Source organism: Paenibacillus nitricinens (assembly GCF_052056485.1).
GTDB classification, from domain to species: Bacteria; Bacillota; Bacilli; order Paenibacillales; family Paenibacillaceae; genus Paenibacillus_AQ; species Paenibacillus_AQ nitricinens.
Genome location: NZ_CP183948.1, coordinates 1,669,161 through 1,688,583, shown reverse-complemented (window position 1 = coordinate 1,688,583; position 19,423 = coordinate 1,669,161). Strand labels below are relative to the sequence as shown.

Here is a 19,423-nt window from a genome sequence, read left to right as displayed (position 1 = left end):
GTGTCCTATTAATGAAAAAGCTAGGTGCATTATTTTTATCCATTTTCATGGTTATGTCTGTCTTTACCACTGCCCATGCGGCTGAAAAGCCTGTCGGTGTGTGGATTGATGGAACAGAAGTAAAGTTAGGCAATTCTAACCCAATTGTTGAAAAAGGAACGACCTTGGTTCCTATGCGTCCACTCCTAGAGAAGCTAAATGTAAATATGAATTGGAATAAAAAGACCCAAACCGTAACGGGGACCAAAAATGGACTGGCCCTTTCACTGACTATCGGCAGCACCACAGCAACGGTAAACGGGGAGAAGAAAAAACTAGAGGTGGCTCCTAAAACCATCAACAATGTCACCTATGTTCCTGTCCGCTTTATCGGTGAAACGATCGGCTATAAGGTAGAATGGAGTGCGGCGCAGCGCACCATCACCTTTGTAGCTAATAACGAGGCTGCTGGTAGCAACGGATTCTTATGGAAAGTGGAGAACAACGGTAATACCGTCTATCTACTTGGCTCTATCCATGTAGCTAACGACAAAATGTACCCGCTACGCCCGGAAATTGAAGCTGCTTTTGAAGCATCTCAATATCTCGGGGTTGAAGTTGACTTAACAAAGGTTGATCAAACGGAGATGCAAAAGTTCCTTGCGGAGAAAGGTTCTTATACAGATGGGACCAAACTCAAGGATCACGTATCTGCTGATACCTATAACAAAGTTGTTGCGGTTCTGAAAGCGAATGGTCTTGCAGGAAATGCATTCGATTCCTATAAGCCATGGGTCGTTACTCAAGGTATCTCAAGCCTACAAATGCAAACAACAGATTATACACCGGATACGGGGATCGACCTATATTTCACACAGAAGGCAGGCAAACTGAATAAACCTATCATTGAATTGGAAAATATGCAATTGCAGCTGAATATGTTTAATCAATTCTCAGATGGATTGCAAGAAAAGCTTCTCCTCGATACACTCGATAGCCTCAAGCAAACGGACAATGCTGCAGCATCGGCTTCGTTGGATGCATTATCCCAAATGTGGATGCAGGGGGATGAACAATCACTCGTAGCTATGACACAAGCGGTCGCTAAGGAGCCAGAATACTATAAAGGTCTCGTTTCGGATCGGAATGCCAACATGGTGAAGCATGTAAAAGAATATTTGAATAGTGATAAAAAAGCGACTTATCTTGTCATTGTTGGTGCACTACACATGCTGGGTGATGATGGCATTGTGACTCAATTGCAAAAAGACGGCTTCAACGTCGTCAAACAATAATTTCTATAGCTAAAATAAATAAGGCTGTCTCTTAGTCATCTACGATGACTTTAGAGGCAGCCTTTTATTTTTACTTTTTTAGCTCAATCTAAAAATAGTAGTAAATTGACGTGAAGACAGAGCGGAGGGGTGGAGGGATTCTGGAGAAACGCCAGTGTTCGCCTTTAAAGACCAATTTCAACTACTAATCTTTCTACTATCCAGAAATTGGGCTTTAACAGCGATCGTAAGAACCCTCCACTCCACAGCGGTTTGTTCACAAACAGGCTACTACTAATTTTGGTTTTGAGCTTTTTCCTTCTACCATTTGATTAACTGATCCACCTTCACCGGCAGTCCAGTAGCGATCGAACGATTAGCCGCAATCCCGGTCATAATAGACAACGCCCCATCCACATGGGAAGCTGCACGATTAAACCGATCCTCCACAGGTCGTTCAAAAATATCACGAAGCATGACCGGATCTCCACCCCCATGTCCCCCAACGCCTTCTTCAATTTCCACTTCATAAGGCGGCGCAAAATGAGGGAATACAGTGATCTGCTTGTCCTTTAGTGCCCCTTCATCTTCTTTCTTCCCCCCGGCGTTTACATAGGACTGTTCAACAACCTTAACTTCCATCCGCCCCTTCGTCCCGTTAAATACTACAATGAAGCCCTCCCAAGGCAAATAAGCATTAAGTGAATAGTTCATAATCGTCTTGTTTTTGTATTTGACCATGACTGCCATCGTATCCTCAATGCTGATATTATCACCGAATACACTTTGATCTCGCAGGTACCCATCTTCATGCTCGGCATCCAGATACATCTGCTTAAGCTGCTCGTTGTCTTTTAGATGAAGCGCAAAGGGATCATTTTCCGCTGCACTACTCCCATGGGCACGCTGATAAAACTCCGTCACCCCGCGCTTCTCCGCGTTCTCTCTGCCATAGAACCTTAAATCTCCCATGGCATAGATCGTATCCGGACGAGAGCCCAACCAGAAATTCATCAAATCGAAATGATGTGTTGATTTATGAACTAACAACCCTCCGCTGTTCCGTTTATCCCGATGCCATCTGCGGAAGTAATCCGCCCCATGCTGCGTATTTAGCAGCCACTCAAAATTGACGGATAACACTTCTCCAATCTCCCCATCCATGATCAATTCACGGATTTTGGTATTATGCGGGGCGTAGCGGTAATTGAACGTAACACGCAGTTTTTTCCCCGTCCGCTCAACCGCTTCAAGAATTTCCTGACATTTCTCTTCATCCACCGTCATTGGTTTCTCCGAAATCACATCACAGCCAAGCTCCATCGCCCGGATAATATAATGGTGATGTGTGCGGTCAATACTCGTAACGATAACCACATCCGGCTTGGTCTCTTCAACCATACGATCAAACTCATGAGCTTTATAAGTAGGAACCGCATGATAATGATATTTCCCTTTCAGTAATCGATTCGCATAATCCATTCTTGTCCCATTCACATCGCAAAAGCCTACAATTTCTGAAGTTTCACGATAATTCGTAGTTATCTCACCATAGAAGAACTCCGCTCGGCCACCAGTACCTACGAATACATATTTCTTCTTCGACACAAGGATCACTCCATCGCTATTGATTTAGATGCCGTTTCTTCTTATAGTTTATAGTATAAAATACATCCAAATCTAAGCGATTATTAGTAGAAATAACGAAAACTTTGCATATATTAGCTTCATTATCTGAAAGGGGGGGATATAGAATGGAACAGGTGCTTGAACCTCCATTTTTCATTGAGCAAATCAAAAGAGCCGGTCCATTCAGCATGGATTCCGACCATTATCACGAAACATATGAGATTTATTATTTACTCGCAGGTGAGCGCAGCTATTATATCAATAATCTGATTTATACCTTACGCAAAGGTGATTTAATATTTATTAACAAAAATGAACTCCATCGCACCACTTCTAAGGGCTCAGCGCGCCATGAACGAATATTGATTAACTTTGAGGAGGTCTTTCTGCAAAAAACGTTGGCGAACTACGACCTAAGTATTCCTTTTTTAACTACACAAAGCTTACTTCTGCGTCCCGGAGTACATGAACAAGGAGCCATCGAATCTATCCTCTTCTCCATGCTTAAAGAACAAGAAGAACATCGATCACAGCAAGTCCCCTATCTTCAGACACTGCTCATCCAGTTATTTATTGAAATGAACAGAGTACAAGAAATAAGCCGCGAGCCCATCGCTCCTGAGAGCAGTGAGAAGCAGCTTAAAGTCTACGAAATTATCGATTATTTACAGGCACATTATGTTGAAAAGCTTACATTAGAGCAGCTATCCGACACTTTTTTCATCAGCAGTACCTATCTTTGCCGTTTATTCAAACAGACCACTGGCTTCACCATTGTTGAATATCTAAACTACATTCGAATCAAGGAAGCTCAGCGACTCTTGCAGAGTACCAACGCTAAAGTCATGACCATTGCCGAAAATACAGGCTTTGACAGCATTGCTCACTTTGGGCGGGTGTTTAAGCAAATCGCAAAATGCTCACCTCTGCAATACCGTAAGCAGAATCGCTGACCATCAGGCCTTGATTACACCTTTTTTGATAATAATATTTCCATAGAGTGCTTCTTCACCCGTTACTACAATAGCGTAGCTTTGCTTGGAACGATTGTAGAAATCAAACCGCTTCTCATATTTAATCGTCGCTTCAGCGTCATGTTTGGCGATTATCGACTCGTACGTGGACCAGATCACCGGCACCGTAGGATCTCCCTCAACCACAGCCATAAACGCCACCTGATGCTCCACATAATGATCAAGTGGCAGCAGTTCCAATATTGCATCCAAAAGATCAGGTATTCCAATGCCATCATATCTTAGTACTTTTGAGTTTAAGGAGTGTCCTGGATAATTAGCATCTGCCAGTACAAGCTCATCACCATGACCCATCTCCATCATCACTCGTACCAGTTCCGGAGAGAGTAGCTTAGGAATTTTTTTCAACATCCAAGCACCTCATTACTTCCCATAAAAAGATCTCAAAGCAACCAGCTCATCAATCCGATGCTGTGGCAGTTCTCTCTCCCCGTCAATCATACGTGTAATAAAGGTAATCTTGGCTGTATATTCGAGTCTCTCCATATTCAGATAAGCCTCCATAACATCCGTTCCCCAAGTAAGTGCTCCGTGATTTTCGAGCAGGACTGCTGTTTTTTTGCCAAGGAAAGGCATCAGTGAGTCCGGGATTTCTTCTGTTGAAGGTGTTCCGTATTCCGCCAAAGGAATATCCCCGATCATGATAACCGACTCTGGCATCATCATTTTATCGAGCGCCTCACCTTTAATGGCAAAAGCGGTAGCATACGGGGGATGTGCATGAACCACACCATTCATCTCAGGTAGCTCATTATAAATTCTCAAATGCATTTTGGTTTCCGTTGAAGGTCTGTATCCTTCCGCCGCTTCAAGAACTTCACCTTGCAGGTTTACTTTTACAATCATATGTGGCTCTAAATATCCCTTGCTTACGGCTCTGGGGGTAGTGAGAATTTCATTCTCTGATAACCGTGCTGAAATATTCCCATCATTGGCGGCAATGAAATCTTTAGTAAACAAATTTCTGCCAATATCACAAATCTGCGAACGTAGTTTTTGTTCCAAGTTATCCATAAGTTCTCTCCTCATATCCTATTTTTTAGAGTTCTTCACCAAAGAAGGCTGGTATGTCTTAAAGGTAAAAGATCGTGCCACGAACTCTTTCGCCTTAGAAACCTCCAATTTCCCCAGGGCAGCCAGCTGGACAATAATATTGCCTATTCCACTGGCCTCCACAGGCCCTGCAACGACTTCTCTACCCGTAGCATCAGCGGTGAGCTGGCATAATAGCTCATTTTGAATCCCACCGCCAACCATATGAATGATAGTGATTGTCTTGCCGGTGATCTCTTCCATTTCTTCAATCGTTCTACAGTATGATTGCGCAAGGCTCTCAAGGATAACGCGTATAAATTCAGCTTTCGTATTAGGCGACTGTTGCCCCGTTCGCTCACAATATTCCTGAATCCGCTGCATCATCACACCAGGTGTGCTGAAAAGCTGGTCATTCGGGTCAATGATCGCTGGCGACCCATTAATCGTTTGGGCTAATTCAACCATTTCACTTTGACTAAAATTCTCTCCTGCTTTCGCCCAATTCCTCTGGAGCTCCTGTAGAATCCATAGTCCCGTTGTGTTTTTTAGCAAACGATTAGAATTACCGTAGCAACGTTCATTTGTGAAACCATATTCATAGCTTTTCTCTGAAATGACCGGCTCAGGCGTCTCCATCCCCACCAACGACCACGTACCACAGCTTAAAAATGCAGCTTCATCCTTACGAGTATACGGAATCGAAGCCACTGCTGAAGCCGTATCATGTGAAGCGCCGGCAATCACTTTCATCGGTCCGATACTAAGCTCCTCTTGAATAACCGGAAGGATTGATCCAATAACTGTCCCCGCATGAACCTTATGTGGAACTAGATGACTCGGAATCCCCAGCCTGCTAAATAATTCAGAGGAGAGTTCTCCCGTAACAGCATCCATTAAGCCGCTTGTACTCCAGATCGTGCGTTCTGCTGCTTTTATACCAGAAAATAGATAATGAAATAGATCTGGCATCATTAAAATAGTGTCCGCAGTCTCCCTAACAGAATCATTATCCTGAAAGTCAGAGAACAACTGATAGACTGTATTAATCACACTTGGTTGAATACCGGTCATACGGAACTGCTCTGCCGGTGACAGTAACGCTTCCAATTTGAGACGGTGAACCTCCATCCTCCGATCCCTATAATGATGTGGGGAATAGAGCAGCATTCCATTTTTATCGATAAAACCGTAGTCGACGCCCCAGGTATCCACACTTAAAGACGTCAATTCTCCATGTTGCCTAAAGGCTTTTTGAACCCCTTGCTTCATTTCATGGAACAGTCTAAGAACATCCCAATATAAGTGCCCGTTGATCTGTACCGGCGTATTATCAAACCGATGAATTTCTTCCATTTGTAGCCTATCGCCATCATATATCCCCAGCATCACTCTTCCGGAGCTGGCGCCGAGATCTATGGCTAGAAGCTTAATCGTATCACCCATTGTTCACCACACCTGCTTCACAGGAAGATTTTAATAGAGAGGTCCAAAGTTCTGACAGGCTCTGTAATCGGCTCCCTCTAGATCTTCAGTGCCAAATAATGACCATACCCGTGGTCTAAAAATACGTGATTCCTCAACGTTATGCATGCTGACTGGAATGCGTAAAATGGACGCCAGTGTAATCAAATCCGCTCCAATATGCCCATAACTAATCGCCCCATGATTTGCGCCCCAATTATCCATGACATCATAAACCGATTGGAATGAACCACTATTAGTTAGCTTAGGTGCAAACCAGGTCGTTGGCCAAGTTGGGTCTGTTCTTTGATCCAGTGTATGGTGAACATCCTCAGGCAGCTCTACGGTATAACCTTCTACAAGCTGAAGAACAGGCCCAAGTCCTTTTACCAAGTTCAAACGTGCCATGGTAACTGGCATCCCGCCTTTGGTTAAATAATTCGTAGAAAAGCCACCCCCACGGAAATATTCTTGAGAAGCTGGGCGGAATTGTGTATGGCTTAAACAAGCTTCTACCTCATCCTCTGTAATTTCCCAAAAAGGTTTAATCGCAGGTTTGCCGTCTATCGTCTGTTCACCCGTACCATCAAGAGCAGCCGAACCCGAGTTGATCAAGTGTAGTATTCCGTGTGCTGCCTCACCTTGCAATTGATGACCCGTTACTCGCTTAACTGCATCTGGACTCCAAAAGGTGCGGACATCCGCAAAGATTTGTGCAGTATTCGTCAGCAGATAATTGAACAGCATCGTTACTCCGTTCAGGCTATCATTCTCTGTTGCTACGATATAAGGGTTACGTTTACCGTTCCAGTCAAAAGAGGAGTTCAGAATTGTCTCCATAAAATCTCCGTTAGGAAAATGATCGGTCCATTGGCGTTGCCCTTGGAAGCCACCAACAATCGCATGATGACCATTGGCCTCTTCTTCAAAACCCAGCTTAGCGAGAACAGGATTACCGATCATCAGATCCCGGGCGATCAATGTCATTTTCACACAAGTCTCCCACTGCTTCTCTTTCTCATCATCACTTATTTGCAGATGCTTCGGATTATTATCGGCACCAACTTGGCAGTTTTCTTTAGTCCACGCGAGGGCTCGTTTATATTCCTCTTTATCATAAATCTCCTCTTCAAAGCGGCGTACATATTCTGACATATCTATATATTCATTGCGCATCCCCAGATACTCTTGGAAGAACTGTTCATTCACAATCGATCCAGCAATCCCCATCGAAACAGAACCCATAGATAAATAGGACTTCCCTCTCATTTGAGCAACTGCCATCCCTGCTTTAGCGAACTGTAGCAATTTCGTCTGCACATCCGCTGGAATCTCCTCACTGCTAGACTCCTGAACATCCTCACCATAGATACCAAACGCCGGAATTCCTTTTTGTGCATAAGCAGAGAGAACAGCAGCTAGATAGACGGCGCCTGGGCGTTCCGTTCCGTTAAATCCCCAAACCGCATGCGGGATCGAGGCGTCCATATCCATCGTCTCAGAACCATAACACCAGCAAGGGGTCACAGTAATCGATACGCCAACATTAGCCCCAGCAAATTTCTGAGCCGCAGCCGCAGCTTCTTTAACACCACCAATCGTAGTATCGGCAATGATACACTCCACGGGGCGGCCATCTGGATAAAATAAGTTCTCTTCAATAAACTTAGCTACCCGCTGTGCCATACCCATGGTTTGAGCTTCTAGCGATTCGCGAACACCTCTTCTTCTGCCATCAATGGTCGGACGGATACCAATTTTCGGATAGTTTTCTATCACTGCTGTTCCTCCTCAAGATCATCTTTAATCTCATCGATAATGGAATGATTTCTCCTCCATCTTAAAATATGGAAACGCTTTAGTCAACACAAATCAACATATTTATAGATAAATAATGTGGTTTTATGTGGTATTTATAACATAACACTGTGGTATTATGTGAGTATGAGGTTATTTTTTGATTTTGATTTTTATGACAATGTAGTAAACTAGGAAGTAGATGATGATAGAGGTGAGTGAACGGATGAAAGCATTTGAACGGCGGGATCTAATCATTAATGAGCTGTATAGACAAAAGAAAGTCCATGTCGCTCAGCTGGCGCAAAAATTCAATGTCTCGGAAGAGACCATTCGGCGGGATCTGGATAAACTGGACAAGGAAGGCCTTGCCAAGAAAAATTATGGCGGTGCAATTCTTAATGCCCACACGAATGAGGACCCTCCCTATGTGAGTAGGCATCAGGTAAATATAGAGGCCAAACGTACGATAGCTGATCATGTTCTCCAATTAATTAATGATGGGGATAGCTTGGTGACGGATACGAGCTCAACCGTTTTTGAGGCTTTACGGAGAATTATAGAGGAGAAAAACAATCTGACGATTATTACGAATTCTTTGGTTGTATTATCCGAATTTCAACATTCTGGGCAAAAGCTTATTTCCACTGGTGGGATACTAGGGCCTGAGACAAGCTCCTTCGTTGGGCATACCGCCTCACAGACCATTCAAAAATATAATGTGGATGTAGCTATATTCAGCTGTAAAGCGTTATCCATGACTGGCGGACTCAGCGATTCGAATGAAGAAGAAAGTGAACTGAAGATTCTTATGCAACAACAGGCGAATAAAGTCGTTCTGCTCGCAGATCACTCTAAGTTCGACAGGACTGCGTTCATCAAATTATTCAGTTTCGATAGAGTGGATTATATCGTTACAGACGAGAAGCCTTCTGAGGAATGGATCGAGTTTCTGAATCACTATCATATATCTCTTATCTATGCACCCGCTGAGTAATCAGTAGGTGCATAGATAAAGATTGGGAGAATCCTTTATTTCACTAGTCTTTTAAAATACCGCTTTTCTCTACGATCTTCAGCCACTCCCCGGCAATCAGATTATGCCCGGCTGCTGTCGGGTGAACGCCGTCCCACAGCCAGTAGGCTGCATCTGTTCTACGAATAGCTGCATCAAATGCTTCCTGTAAAGGAACAAACACAGCATTAAATTCCTCTGCAAGCTGCTTAACAACCCCCTGATAATGAGTAATCCGCTCTTTCCATTCGTCCCATTGTTCTGACGGAGCTCCGGTATTTAGAATAAAGGGCTCACACAAGACCAGCTTCGTTTGCGGAAGTACTTCCCCGGTTTCCTCAAGCACATGACGGTACGCACGTTCAAAACGATCCGTTACTCCACTTGGTTCCCCTTTCATTGTTCTCCAAAGATCATTAACACCAATCAAAATACTGATGACATCTGGCTGAAGGTAAATCGCATCCTCATTCCAGCGTGCATACAGATCGGAAATTCGATCCCCACTGATCCCACGGTTAAAGAACACTAGATTCTGCTCAGCCCGTTCATTGCCTAGCTTGCCTCCAATAATATACGCATAGCTATGTCCCAGAATATGATTGGGGTCTTCATCACGACCACGGTTCCCATCCGTAATAGAGTCGCCCTGAAATAAAATCACTTTTTTAGCTTTAGAAGTTGGAATAGTCATTCCTATGATTCATCTCCTTGATCTCTTCTTTCACATGAAACACTCAAGTTGAATATTCCATAAGATACAAGTAAAGTTAACATATACAACTCAAGGAGGGAAGAAAATAATGAAATACAGAAGGCTAGGCAATTCAGGTCTAAAAATCAGTGAAATCGGCTTAGGCAGCTGGCTTACATATGGAACAGCAGCAGAGCAAAAGGTAGCAGACGCCTGCATCAGCAAAGCTTTTGAATGCGGTATCAATTTCTTTGATACAGCTAATGCTTATAACCGTGGTGAAGGCGAAAAAGCAATGGGTGCTGCTCTTCGCGCCTATGAAAGATCGTCTTATGTGCTGAGTACAAAGGTATTCTTTCCGATGGGCGATGATGTGAATAATCGTGGTTTATCACGTAAGCACATCATGGAGCAATGCGAAGCTAGCCTACGGCGTTTAGGAACCGATTATATTGATGTTTATTTTTGTCATCGATTTGACAGAGAGACGCCTGTGGAGGAAACTTTGCGCGCGCTGGACGACCTAACTGCACAAGGTAAAATTCTATATTCGGCAGTGAGCGAATGGAGCGCAGCTCAAATTTCTGACGCCACCCGCATTTCACGCAGACTAAATCTGCGTCCGCTTATTTCCAATCAGCCTATCTATAACATGTTCGAGCGGTACATTGAAGATGAGGTACTTGAGGTATGTCAGCGTGAGGGCCTCGGACAAGTGGTCTTTTCTCCACTCGCCCAAGGTATTCTGACAGGTAAATACAAACCTGGACAACAGCCTCCGGCAGGAACCCGCGCAGCTGATGATTCGGTAAATGGCGTCATTCGCAGCTACTTCCGCGATGATGTATTGACTGTTGTCGGACAGCTCGATGAACTAGCTAACCGTCTTGATTTGAAGCTGTCGCAACTAGCGTTAGCTTGGACCCTACGTCAACCCGGCGTAAGTTCTGCTATTATCGGAGCCAGTAAGCCAGCGCAGGTGGAAGAGAATGCCCAAGCTGTTGATGCCGTATTGTCTCCTGAAACTTTGGAGAGAATTGAAGAGCTTCTAAAGCCAGTAGCCGATTTCGCTCCCGCGAGATAATCTGAAAGAGGTTGTACCAAAAGCCACAGCAATTGGCTTAGGTACAACCTCTTTTTTCTTAAGAAATCAATTTGGATTCTTCGGCTTGTTCAGCCGCCTTTTCGATATAACGCTCCAGCGGCTTCTTGAGCGTTAGCGCCAGTAAGAGTGCTATTACACCGAATAGGATCAAATAAAGACAATCGCGAATCGCCACTTCCGGCAGAATCCCCCCTACCGCCTCCCGCATCAAACTAATCGCATAAGTAAATGGCATAAACGGATTCAACATTTGAAAAAAATGGCCTGTTGTACTGATTGGAAACGTACCGCCAGAGCTTGAGAATTGAAGCACCATGAATACGATCGCTATCCCCTTCCCAACGTTGCCGAATACGGAGACAAGCGTAAAAACAATCGTCACGAATACGATACTAATTAATACTGCAAAAAGGACAAACCACACCTTGTCCACCACATAACATTTCAGAATAAAGAGATTACCGAGTACAGCCACCAGCGCTTGAAGAATTCCAACCGTAAGAAACGTCAGCAAACGTCCAAAATACAATTGATACCGCTTGTACACAATTCCCTCCGTATCCACTCCCGTACGAAGAAGTGAGATTAGGAGTGTGCCACCTACCCATAAGGAAAGTACAACATAAAAAGGAGTCATAGCCGAACCATAATTCGGAATAGGATATAACTTATTCTCTTTTAATACTACCGGGTTGGCCAAAAAATCACTTTTGCTCTTAATATCCCCTCCGAGCAGCTCTGCAATCTCTCCCAGATCCACCTCATCTTTGATCTGACGGATGGTAGCTGCCGCTTTACGAATCGAATCTTCCAGGATCGGAAGATCATTTCGCACCATATCCGCTGCGACCGCCACTCCCTTATCCGCACGGGGGAGACCTGTACGTATCAGATCAGAAATCTGATGCACCCGTTCCTCTACAGCCGGCAGATCCTGACGGACGAAATTTGCAGCTTGTTGTATTTTTTCTCCTGCAACAGGTAAGCTGCTCTGAATTAGTGGAAGTGTATCGCGAACAAAAGCACCAAAGCTCTGTGTCTTATCTGCGACACCGCTAGCTGCTGTATGTACCGCTTCACGAATAGCTGGTAAGTCCTGCTGTAGACTAGCCAAACTTGATTGTCCGAACTCAATTGCTGCCATAGTCTCCTCAAGAAGGGTACCCAGCGCCGATAGACGATCCGGAACTTGTTCCAGGGCAGTGGCTGTAGTCTCTGCAGCAGTGGATATTTGCTCTAACGTATTTTTTATAGCAGGGATAGTTGCCGCTTCATATTCGGAAATAAGCTTCGCTATGGCTACGTTCCCTTCGCCAGATTTAAGACCCAATTGCTTAACATTACTCGGATCAGGCTGACCCTCATTTTGTAGATCCGTCGCCAGTGTGTTTACCAAAGAAGTCTGTCTGCTCAAGGCATTGTTTACAGCCTTCAAGGCGCCAATCTCAGCATTAGGCACTGTTCCTGGTGAGAATGTATTCAGTGCCGATAACAAAGAAAGCGTATGATCCATCACGTTACTTCCCGACCCCAGCTGAGCGGAAACAGACTCAAGTTGTTCGCGGACCGCTTGCGGGTCAATATCTTCTCCCTGCAGCAGTTCAGCAAGCTGAACTACTGCATTCTCCGTTTTTTGCAGCAGGTATATATTTTGTTTGAGGGCGGCAGGTACCGCTTCAAATGCAGCATTACTCTTCTCTAAGAACTGTTGAAGCTCTAGAACAAAATCATTTCCAGCAGTTGCAATCTTGTCCGCCTTAGGTAGCGCAGTTAGGGCAGTGCTAACAACTTTATTTGCTTCCGTAAGACCTTCCGACGCCTTGTCCATAATTTGTTCAACTTCACCAAAATGATGATCAAGTTGAACGATTAGCTGTGCTGCTTGTTCAATTTTGGGCAGCTTATCCTGCAGCTCCCCTAAATGATCTGCAATATTGGCAATTTGAGGCCAATGTTCAGCTATTTTTTCTAAAGCCAATCCCGCCTTTTCAACCTCTGGCAGCTTATTCTCCAGCTTAGAGATGCGCGTTGCCGATGCATGAATTTGCGGCCATTGCTCCTCAATTTTCAATACATGTTGGCCTGCCGTTTCAATCTCGGGGAGACTTGCCTCTAACTTAAACAACCCTTTTTCAACCTTGCGTATAATAGGCAATTCAGATTGGAATTTTGAATCAATTTGCTTTAAAGCCGTAAATACGGTTTCGCTAATGGTTTCCGTAAAATTCTCACTGATCTGTGTTGTAATTGAAGAGGCACCTTTATCTGTGATTTTAGGGGCAATCGCATTTATCTTCTCATTGACGGTATATTCAATCTCTGGTTTCACGATCCTGCCTTCGAGGATTCCTGTCATTCTTTTGGAGAAATCAGCAGGGATAACAATACTCGCATAATAATCTCCACGCTTCACACCATTGTGCGCAGCTTCTGCATCTACGAAGGTCCAGCCTAAGCTTTTATTATTCCGAAGACTTTCCATGACATCATTGCCGATATTGAAGCTCTTATCCTTCACAGCGGTTCCTTCATCCAGACTGGTTACAGCAATCTTAATGCCAGAGGTGTTACTGTAGGGATCCCATACTGCTGCAACATTAAACCAATCATATACAGAAGGTAATACTACCAAGGCAGCGATCAGGAACACGGCCACAGGAACCTTAAATACGTTGCGCCAGTCGTTCCTATAAATCCGTAGTATTCCACCCATTCGTTGCTCCCCCTAATCTGTATGTTTTGACATTTTAATATGCCCGAGGAGACAAACTTTTACTATCATTTTCAGTGGATTCACGACTGGCATCTTTTTTCAGAAATTTTTTAAAAAAATTGCAACAAAACCCGCCCGTTTAACGTAATAGAAGTATATAGCCCGTTTAGGAAAAAACATAGCGGGTAATAAGCTATATACAACCTTTTTACATATCTCAAGGGGGAGATTTCTAATGTTTAAGAAAAAGTCAGCGTATGTGTTACCGGTTGTTGTTCTATTGTTTCTTTCCCTAATTACTACTGCTAGTACCGTTGGAACACGAGTAGATGCGCAAGATAGTGGCAAGACTCAGCAACAGACGGTATATATTCATACTATTCAATCCGAGAATGGCAAGCTTTCCATTACAGCCGATGAAATAAACTGGTATCAGGGTGCTGATGCTGACCGAGTCTTTGCTGAAAGAGACCCGGAAGGTGCAGCAGAAATTGGCGGAGCTCCAGACGGATATTATGTTGTTAATGATGTTGATACACTGACAACCTATCCGATCGCTGATAACGCAACAGTCACCATGCAGATCTTTGATCACACTGGTAACATTGAGGACTTAGACATTCAGTGGAACGAAGCCATTACCTTACAGCAATTTATCGATCAATTTAATAAGACGGATATTTTCGATCTAAGCCAATTCCCTTATCACCTTACGATTCAGGACGGCGTAATCACTTCCATCGTGCAACAATATATACCTTAAGCAGCAACATGTAACAAATGAAAAAGAGGGTTACCCAGCGGCCATTAACGTGGCTTATGGTAACTCTCTTTTTTTTGCAAAACGGAGTATTTTTAGTGTGCATCCTTAACAGGAACTCCAAAATTCGGTGTGCCATCTTCATTCCAATGGAAGACCTGAGCACGAGTATGACGGTTTGGATCATAAAGAGGATCGCCAGTAATTTCTTTATAATTGCGGCAGTGGTAGATGAGCACATCTTCCCCATTTTCATTGACCGTAAAGCTATTGTGGCCAGGACCGAATTGTCCATTTTCTTCATTCGTTTGAAATACAGGATTGGGTAGTTTAGTCCATGAAGCGGCCTCCAGAAGTTCACTGTCTTCATCCGCAACTAATAGTCCCATACAATAATTGTAGTCTGTAGCACTAGCCGAGTAGCTGATAAAGATACGACCATTACGTTTCAATACTGCTGCACCTTCATTGACTTTGTACCCAATAACTTCCCAGTCATGTTCAGGCGTAGCAATCATAGTCTGAGGACCTGTGAGTGTCCACGGATTGCTCATTTCAGAGATATACAGATTAGAATTCCCCTCAATATTCAGATCCTTCTGAGCCCATACATAGTACAGTTTTCCTTTATGCTGAAACGTGGTCGCATCCAAAGCGAACGATTCCCAAGCGGTCTTCACTTGACCTTTTTCTACCCATGTTCCTTCTAAGGGATTAGCAGATGCATTCTCGAGCGCAAACATCCGGTGATCGAACAAACCATCCGTCGTCTCCGTAGTCCGTGCTGCGGCAAAGTAAATGTACCATTTCCCGTCTATGTAATGAATTTCCGGCGCCCAAATGTTAGCACTAAGTGGCCCCGTCTCATACTTGCGCCAAGCTACAACTGGTTCTGCAGTAGTTAATCCTTCGATGGTTGTCGATCTTCTTACTTCGATCCGGTCGTATTCTGGAACAGAAGCTGTGAAATAGTAATATCCATCCGTATGTTTATATACCCATGGATCAGCACATTGCTCCACCAATGGGTTGTTGTACGCTCTACTCGTATCCATAATCTCTCTCCTCTATAAAAGCTTTAACAATGCAGAACCATGCGGTGGAAGAAGCTGCTTAACCCCTTCATTAACAACCTCCAGGTCACGGCCTAGCCATAGATCACGGATCGTGCTTGGAATGGAAACATGAAGCTGCTGAAACGATATTTGAAGCGTCGACTCTTCATCACTGAGATTGAACAACGCTACATAATGGTTACCTTGCTCATCCTCAGAAGTCCAGATCGCATACTCTTCATTCCGCTCTACCTGTCTACCACCCTTACCAAAATGATGCAGATGAAGCACTTCCTTATTGGTTAACAAAGATAAAGTCCACTCATCATTGTCTCTAAGCTCCCCTCCGAACATTAAAGGCGAACGGAAAATAGCCCAGAGTGTCATCATGGTAACCTGTTCGTCAGGAGTAAACCTTGTAAATCTGTCTCCCCCGCCATCAACAGAACGAATTCCAAGATGACCTAGCGGCAGCATATCACAATCCGGCCAATGGCCTGGCTGAACGTAGGAAGCCCACTTCTCGCAGCGCTCGAACATTCCGCGTAGCAAATGCCAATGATCCCAATAATCGTCAGTCATTCTCCACAGGTTTGCGTGATCAGCTAAGTGTTTCGCATCTTCCACTGGAGCAGGTCCAGGGGAAAGACTAAGCACCATTTCGCGACCACAGCGGTCGATAGCCTTACGGATCATGGCAACTTCGTCTTTGTGGTATCCATAAATACGTGAAGCGGCAATATCATCTACTTTCACATAATCAATGCCCCAACTGGCATACAGCTGAAAGAGCGAATCATAATAAGCCTGACTGCCTTCTTTAGAAGCATCTACTCCATACATATCTGTATTCCATGGACAAATAGAATTGGGATGAGCGATATCACGTGCAGTTTGCTTAGATCCTAGAATGGCACTGCCAGCATGAACGGCCTGACGAGGAATTCCACGCATAATATGTATGCCAAATTTCAACCCTAATCCATGCACATATTCAGCAAGTGGAGCAAAACCTCTGTCTCCCTTAGCGGAAGGAAAACGATTTTCTGCCGGTTGAAGTCTGGAATACTCGTCCATGACCAGCGGTACAAAGTTACGATATTGCGAAGAGTTCGCTCCAGGCTCATACCACTGAATATCCACAACAACATATTCCCAGCCGAATTCCTTCAAATAAGCAGCCATATATTCAGCGTTGCCTCTTACCTCTTCTTCATTAACACTAGCTCCGTAACAGTCCCAGCTATTCCAGCCCATCGGGGGCGTTGCAGCTAACATAATGATTTTCACGTCCTTTTCTAAGACTTTCAGTTTAAAAATAGCATAGACAAAAAGACTTGTAAATATATTTATTTAAACCTTTTAATACTTTTATAAAATAAATAGTTAAAGTAACAGGATTACGGTGTAAAATCATCTCTTTTTGTAAATTAGTTTCATTAATTTTTAAATTAAATTAGATTAGATGCAAAAACATGAAAAAAACGCCCTTATTTTTATCATTCTACAAAATAAGGAAGGATGCTTTATTTATATGCTATATTAGTTTATAATTTCATAAAACAGTATTCATTTATGACCATTTGGAAGAAGGTATTGATAAAATGATCTATATTAAAGATTTAATGAGTGGTCTTGAAATATTCAAGGCGCTTAGTTCTGAAATCAGAATCCTCATACTCGAACTTTTAGCTACCAATCAAGCACTGAATCTGAATGAAATTGCCAAGAAGCTGAATCTCAGCAATGGCGCAATCACGATGCATATTAAAAAGCTAGAAGAAAGCGGTCTCATCGAGATAAACACATCCGTGGGTAAACACGGTATTCAGAAGGTCTGCTATTTAAATAAGGATAAGCTTATTGTTGATCTTCGCAGCAAGGATGTTGATAATCTCTACGAAGTAGAAATCCAAGTAGGACATTATAGCAACTATCAGGCTGTTCCGACCTGCGGACTTGCTACCAAAGACAGCATAATCGGGGATTTTGATGAGCCGCGTTATTTTGCAGACCCCCAACGGATTGAAGCCGAGATCATATGGATGGGCGAAGGCTTTCTCGAATATAGAGTTCCGAACTATCTTAAAGCTAATCAAACGTTCCGTGAAATCCAATTCTCGATGGAGATTGGCTCGGAGGCCCCAGGATCTAACGATAACTACCCTTCCGATCTTTATTTTTACTTAAATGGAATTGAAATCGGCTACTGGACTAGTCCTGGAGATTTCGGAGACACCCGTGGAACGTTTAATCCAGACTGGTGGCCTCCACATTTAAACCAATATGGTATGCTCAAACTGATCCGTATTAATAATGAAGGCAGCTTTATTGACGGCTGCCGGATTTCTGACGTGACCCTGGATGATATCCAGCTTGATTACAAGAGCGAGCTTACTTTCCGGATAGCTGTAACGGACAAGCCTGTAAACAAACGCGGACTCACCATTTACGGCAAACATTTCGGCAACTATAGCCAGGACTTGCTGGCGCGTGTACTATATGATGTTCATGAAGTTGAAATTGGCGCTTCTCGTACTGCTGTTACCTTATCAGAGTAAACCATTTAAACAAAAAGACCGCAGAAGCAGAAATTTCTGTTCTCCGGTCTTTTTTACCTTCGTATATTTTTTTGGGTTTGACTCATAATAACCTTGTCTCCCAAACCACCGAGAAGGAGTGTTTCGAATGCGTGAAGGTCTAATTCCCGCTGTTCTTGGAACCGTCGTAACCGCTTCAAGCGCCGCTTTTCTTGGAAGCAAGTATAAGATGGCAGCAACAGGCGTACTTGGATTTGGTCTGGCTCATGTCGTATTGGGTGCCATTGATCTGTTTGAGCATCGGTAAGGATTGGAAGATGCCGGGTGGCATAAACACTGCCCGGTTTTTTGTTTTACATAAGTACGAAGTCAAAAAAAGGGTGTCCCATCAGCTATTTTCATAGCTAAGGAGACACCCCTCTTATTATTATGGAAATATTTATTTTATAGCAATATAAAATAAACGTTCCGCATCATCATCCGCCTCTATCCACTCGAAATCGGCGTAAGTCTTCACATCACTAAATCCAGCCTTAAGCAGTTCATCCTTCATCCACTGGGGATCGTAGGCACGCTGAATATGCGTCTCTTCGAAACGGCGATATACATCAATCCGTCCCTCTTCGCGAGCGAAAATGGACAGATGATGTTCTATTTCGCGGCGAGGAACATCCATCTCACAAGTCCAAATATAAGACACCGATGGTTCGTCCAGAATAAAGGGCTGCTCTTCTTCATAACGGATCAGTGTGTTTGGATGATGTACATCGAACAGAAAGGTGCCGCCTTGCTTTAGTCCTGCAAAGGTACTAGCAAAGACAGCTCTGATATCGTCTTCTTCCAGCACATAATTCAGACAATCACAGAAAGAAATCACAGAATCCACAAGCTCTGGAAGCTCCCATTCCTTCATGTTTTGTCTAATCCAACGAACACTACCTTCGCGCAAGAAACGCCGTCCCTGGGGATGCTCTTCCATTTTGCGCTGTGCCACTGAGAGCATATCTGAAGATAGATCGATTCCGGTCATATGATACCCTGAACCCGCCAAAGGAATAGTGATACTCCCGGTGCCGCAGCCAAGCTCAGCCACGGTTACAGGCTTACCGTATTTGCTCCATGCGGTTTCAGCAAAGGAGATCCAATCAGGATACGGCATATCTGCCATGAGCTCATCGTATACATAAGCAAATTTCCCATAGGAAGACACTAGTACACCGCTTTCTATTACAACATTTAATATGATTCTATTATTGACCCATCAAGTATAAACGCTCTAGGCGTCCCCACAAGGACGGTGAGCGTTTATACGAAAAATATAAGGAAAAGTAT

At 43.7% G+C, this 19,423-nt stretch carries 17 protein-coding genes; 7 read left to right on the top strand and 10 right to left on the bottom strand.

What is annotated here, in order from left to right; translation table 11 throughout:
- Positions 1-11: 11 nt before the first annotated feature.
- On the top strand, positions 12-1,274 hold the full coding sequence (locus ACN6KS_RS07555) for a TraB/GumN family protein (RefSeq protein WP_440961714.1): 1,263 nt from the start codon (positions 12-14) through the stop codon (positions 1,272-1,274).
- Positions 1,275-1,574: 300 nt separating this feature from the next.
- On the opposite strand, the gene ACN6KS_RS07550 is transcribed toward ACN6KS_RS07555, so the two are convergent.
- Positions 1,575-2,861, bottom strand: coding sequence for a Gfo/Idh/MocA family protein (locus ACN6KS_RS07550; RefSeq protein WP_440961713.1), 1,287 nt, complete (start codon positions 2,859-2,861; stop codon positions 1,575-1,577).
- Positions 2,862-3,007: 146 nt separating this feature from the next.
- Here ACN6KS_RS07550 and ACN6KS_RS07545 point away from each other — a divergent pair, with 146 nt between their 5' ends.
- The gene (locus ACN6KS_RS07545) at positions 3,008-3,835 is read left to right on the top strand and encodes a helix-turn-helix domain-containing protein (RefSeq protein WP_440961712.1); all 828 of its coding nucleotides are present in this window, start codon (positions 3,008-3,010) and stop codon (positions 3,833-3,835) included.
- Positions 3,836-3,838: 3 nt separating this feature from the next.
- Here the strand turns inward: ACN6KS_RS07545 and fucU are convergent, their stop codons facing one another.
- The 4 genes from fucU to ACN6KS_RS07525 are packed head-to-tail and all read right to left on the bottom strand — an operon-like array spanning position 3,839 to position 8,191.
- Positions 3,839-4,267 (bottom strand): L-fucose mutarotase, encoded by a 429-nt coding sequence (gene fucU / locus ACN6KS_RS07540; RefSeq protein WP_341134086.1) that lies wholly within the window; start codon positions 4,265-4,267, stop codon positions 3,839-3,841.
- A 12-nt stretch (positions 4,268-4,279) separates the two neighbouring features.
- Positions 4,280-4,930, bottom strand: coding sequence for a class II aldolase/adducin family protein (locus ACN6KS_RS07535; RefSeq protein ID WP_094871588.1), 651 nt, complete (start codon positions 4,928-4,930; stop codon positions 4,280-4,282).
- An 18-nt stretch (positions 4,931-4,948) separates the two neighbouring features.
- Positions 4,949-6,394, bottom strand: a complete 1,446-nt coding sequence (locus ACN6KS_RS07530; protein ID WP_440961711.1) for a rhamnulokinase — start codon at positions 6,392-6,394, stop codon at positions 4,949-4,951.
- Between the two features lie 30 nt (positions 6,395-6,424).
- Positions 6,425-8,191, bottom strand: a complete 1,767-nt coding sequence (locus tag ACN6KS_RS07525) for an L-fucose isomerase (RefSeq protein WP_440961710.1) — start codon at positions 8,189-8,191, stop codon at positions 6,425-6,427.
- Between the two features lie 244 nt (positions 8,192-8,435).
- Between ACN6KS_RS07525 and ACN6KS_RS07520 the strand changes: the two genes are divergently transcribed.
- A complete protein-coding gene (locus tag ACN6KS_RS07520; protein ID WP_094871640.1) occupies positions 8,436-9,206 on the top strand; it encodes a DeoR/GlpR family DNA-binding transcription regulator in 771 nt (256 codons plus the stop codon).
- Between the two features lie 43 nt (positions 9,207-9,249).
- On the opposite strand, the gene ACN6KS_RS07515 is transcribed toward ACN6KS_RS07520, so the two are convergent.
- A complete protein-coding gene (locus ACN6KS_RS07515) occupies positions 9,250-9,918 on the bottom strand; it encodes an SGNH/GDSL hydrolase family protein (protein WP_440961709.1) in 669 nt (222 codons plus the stop codon).
- Positions 9,919-10,027: 109 nt separating this feature from the next.
- Here ACN6KS_RS07515 and ACN6KS_RS07510 point away from each other — a divergent pair, with 109 nt between their 5' ends.
- The gene (locus tag ACN6KS_RS07510) at positions 10,028-11,002 is read left to right on the top strand and encodes an aldo/keto reductase family protein (protein WP_440961708.1); all 975 of its coding nucleotides are present in this window, start codon (positions 10,028-10,030) and stop codon (positions 11,000-11,002) included.
- A gap of 58 nt (positions 11,003-11,060) precedes the next feature.
- On the opposite strand, the gene ACN6KS_RS07505 is transcribed toward ACN6KS_RS07510, so the two are convergent.
- Positions 11,061-13,736: a YhgE/Pip family protein gene (locus ACN6KS_RS07505; RefSeq protein ID WP_440961707.1), complete on the bottom strand. Its 2,676-nt coding sequence runs from the start codon at positions 13,734-13,736 to the stop codon at positions 11,061-11,063.
- A 235-nt stretch (positions 13,737-13,971) separates the two neighbouring features.
- Here ACN6KS_RS07505 and ACN6KS_RS07500 point away from each other — a divergent pair, with 235 nt between their 5' ends.
- A complete protein-coding gene (locus tag ACN6KS_RS07500) occupies positions 13,972-14,499 on the top strand; it encodes a hypothetical protein (RefSeq protein ID WP_094871576.1) in 528 nt (175 codons plus the stop codon).
- 92 nt (positions 14,500-14,591) lie between these two features.
- On the opposite strand, the gene ACN6KS_RS07495 is transcribed toward ACN6KS_RS07500, so the two are convergent.
- Complete coding sequence (locus ACN6KS_RS07495) at positions 14,592-15,551, bottom strand: glycoside hydrolase family 43 protein (RefSeq protein ID WP_440961706.1); 960 nt, start codon at positions 15,549-15,551, stop codon at positions 14,592-14,594.
- Between the two features lie 12 nt (positions 15,552-15,563).
- A complete protein-coding gene (locus ACN6KS_RS07490) occupies positions 15,564-16,829 on the bottom strand; it encodes a glycoside hydrolase family 27 protein (RefSeq protein ID WP_440961705.1) in 1,266 nt (421 codons plus the stop codon).
- 326 nt (positions 16,830-17,155) lie between these two features.
- On the opposite strand from ACN6KS_RS07490, the gene ACN6KS_RS07485 reads away from it, so the two are divergent.
- Complete coding sequence (locus tag ACN6KS_RS07485; RefSeq protein ID WP_094871572.1) at positions 17,156-18,112, top strand: ArsR/SmtB family transcription factor; 957 nt, start codon at positions 17,156-17,158, stop codon at positions 18,110-18,112.
- A gap of 127 nt (positions 18,113-18,239) precedes the next feature.
- A complete protein-coding gene (locus ACN6KS_RS07480) occupies positions 18,240-18,398 on the top strand; it encodes a hypothetical protein (protein ID WP_036675694.1) in 159 nt (52 codons plus the stop codon).
- A gap of 132 nt (positions 18,399-18,530) precedes the next feature.
- Here the strand turns inward: ACN6KS_RS07480 and ACN6KS_RS07475 are convergent, their stop codons facing one another.
- Entirely contained in the window at positions 18,531-19,301 is a 771-nt protein-coding gene (locus ACN6KS_RS07475) for a class I SAM-dependent DNA methyltransferase (protein ID WP_440961704.1), read from the bottom strand.
- Between the last annotated feature and the right edge of the window lie 122 nt (positions 19,302-19,423).

Excerpts from the sequence above, each read along its gene's own strand:
- ACN6KS_RS07495 (WP_440961706.1), bottom strand. The coding sequence starts at position 15,551 with ATGGATACGAGTAGAGCGTACAACAACCCATTGGTGGAGCAATGTGCT.
- ACN6KS_RS07500 (WP_094871576.1), top strand. The coding sequence starts at position 13,972 with ATGTTTAAGAAAAAGTCAGCGTATGTGTTACCGGTTGTTGTTCTATTG.
- ACN6KS_RS07480 (WP_036675694.1), top strand. The coding sequence starts at position 18,240 with ATGCGTGAAGGTCTAATTCCCGCTGTTCTTGGAACCGTCGTAACCGCT.
- ACN6KS_RS07555 (WP_440961714.1), top strand. The coding sequence starts at position 12 with ATGAAAAAGCTAGGTGCATTATTTTTATCCATTTTCATGGTTATGTCT.
- ACN6KS_RS07505 (WP_440961707.1), bottom strand. The coding sequence starts at position 13,736 with ATGGGTGGAATACTACGGATTTATAGGAACGACTGGCGCAACGTATTT.
- ACN6KS_RS07520 (WP_094871640.1), top strand. The coding sequence starts at position 8,436 with ATGAAAGCATTTGAACGGCGGGATCTAATCATTAATGAGCTGTATAGA.
- fucU (WP_341134086.1), bottom strand. The coding sequence starts at position 4,267 with ATGTTGAAAAAAATTCCTAAGCTACTCTCTCCGGAACTGGTACGAGTG.
- ACN6KS_RS07510 (WP_440961708.1), top strand. The coding sequence starts at position 10,028 with ATGAAATACAGAAGGCTAGGCAATTCAGGTCTAAAAATCAGTGAAATC.
- ACN6KS_RS07535 (WP_094871588.1), bottom strand. The coding sequence starts at position 4,930 with ATGGATAACTTGGAACAAAAACTACGTTCGCAGATTTGTGATATTGGC.
- ACN6KS_RS07515 (WP_440961709.1), bottom strand. The coding sequence starts at position 9,918 with ATGACTATTCCAACTTCTAAAGCTAAAAAAGTGATTTTATTTCAGGGC.
- ACN6KS_RS07490 (WP_440961705.1), bottom strand. The coding sequence starts at position 16,829 with ATGTTAGCTGCAACGCCCCCGATGGGCTGGAATAGCTGGGACTGTTAC.
- ACN6KS_RS07545 (WP_440961712.1), top strand. The coding sequence starts at position 3,008 with ATGGAACAGGTGCTTGAACCTCCATTTTTCATTGAGCAAATCAAAAGA.
- ACN6KS_RS07530 (WP_440961711.1), bottom strand. The coding sequence starts at position 6,394 with ATGGGTGATACGATTAAGCTTCTAGCCATAGATCTCGGCGCCAGCTCC.
- ACN6KS_RS07485 (WP_094871572.1), top strand. The coding sequence starts at position 17,156 with ATGATCTATATTAAAGATTTAATGAGTGGTCTTGAAATATTCAAGGCG.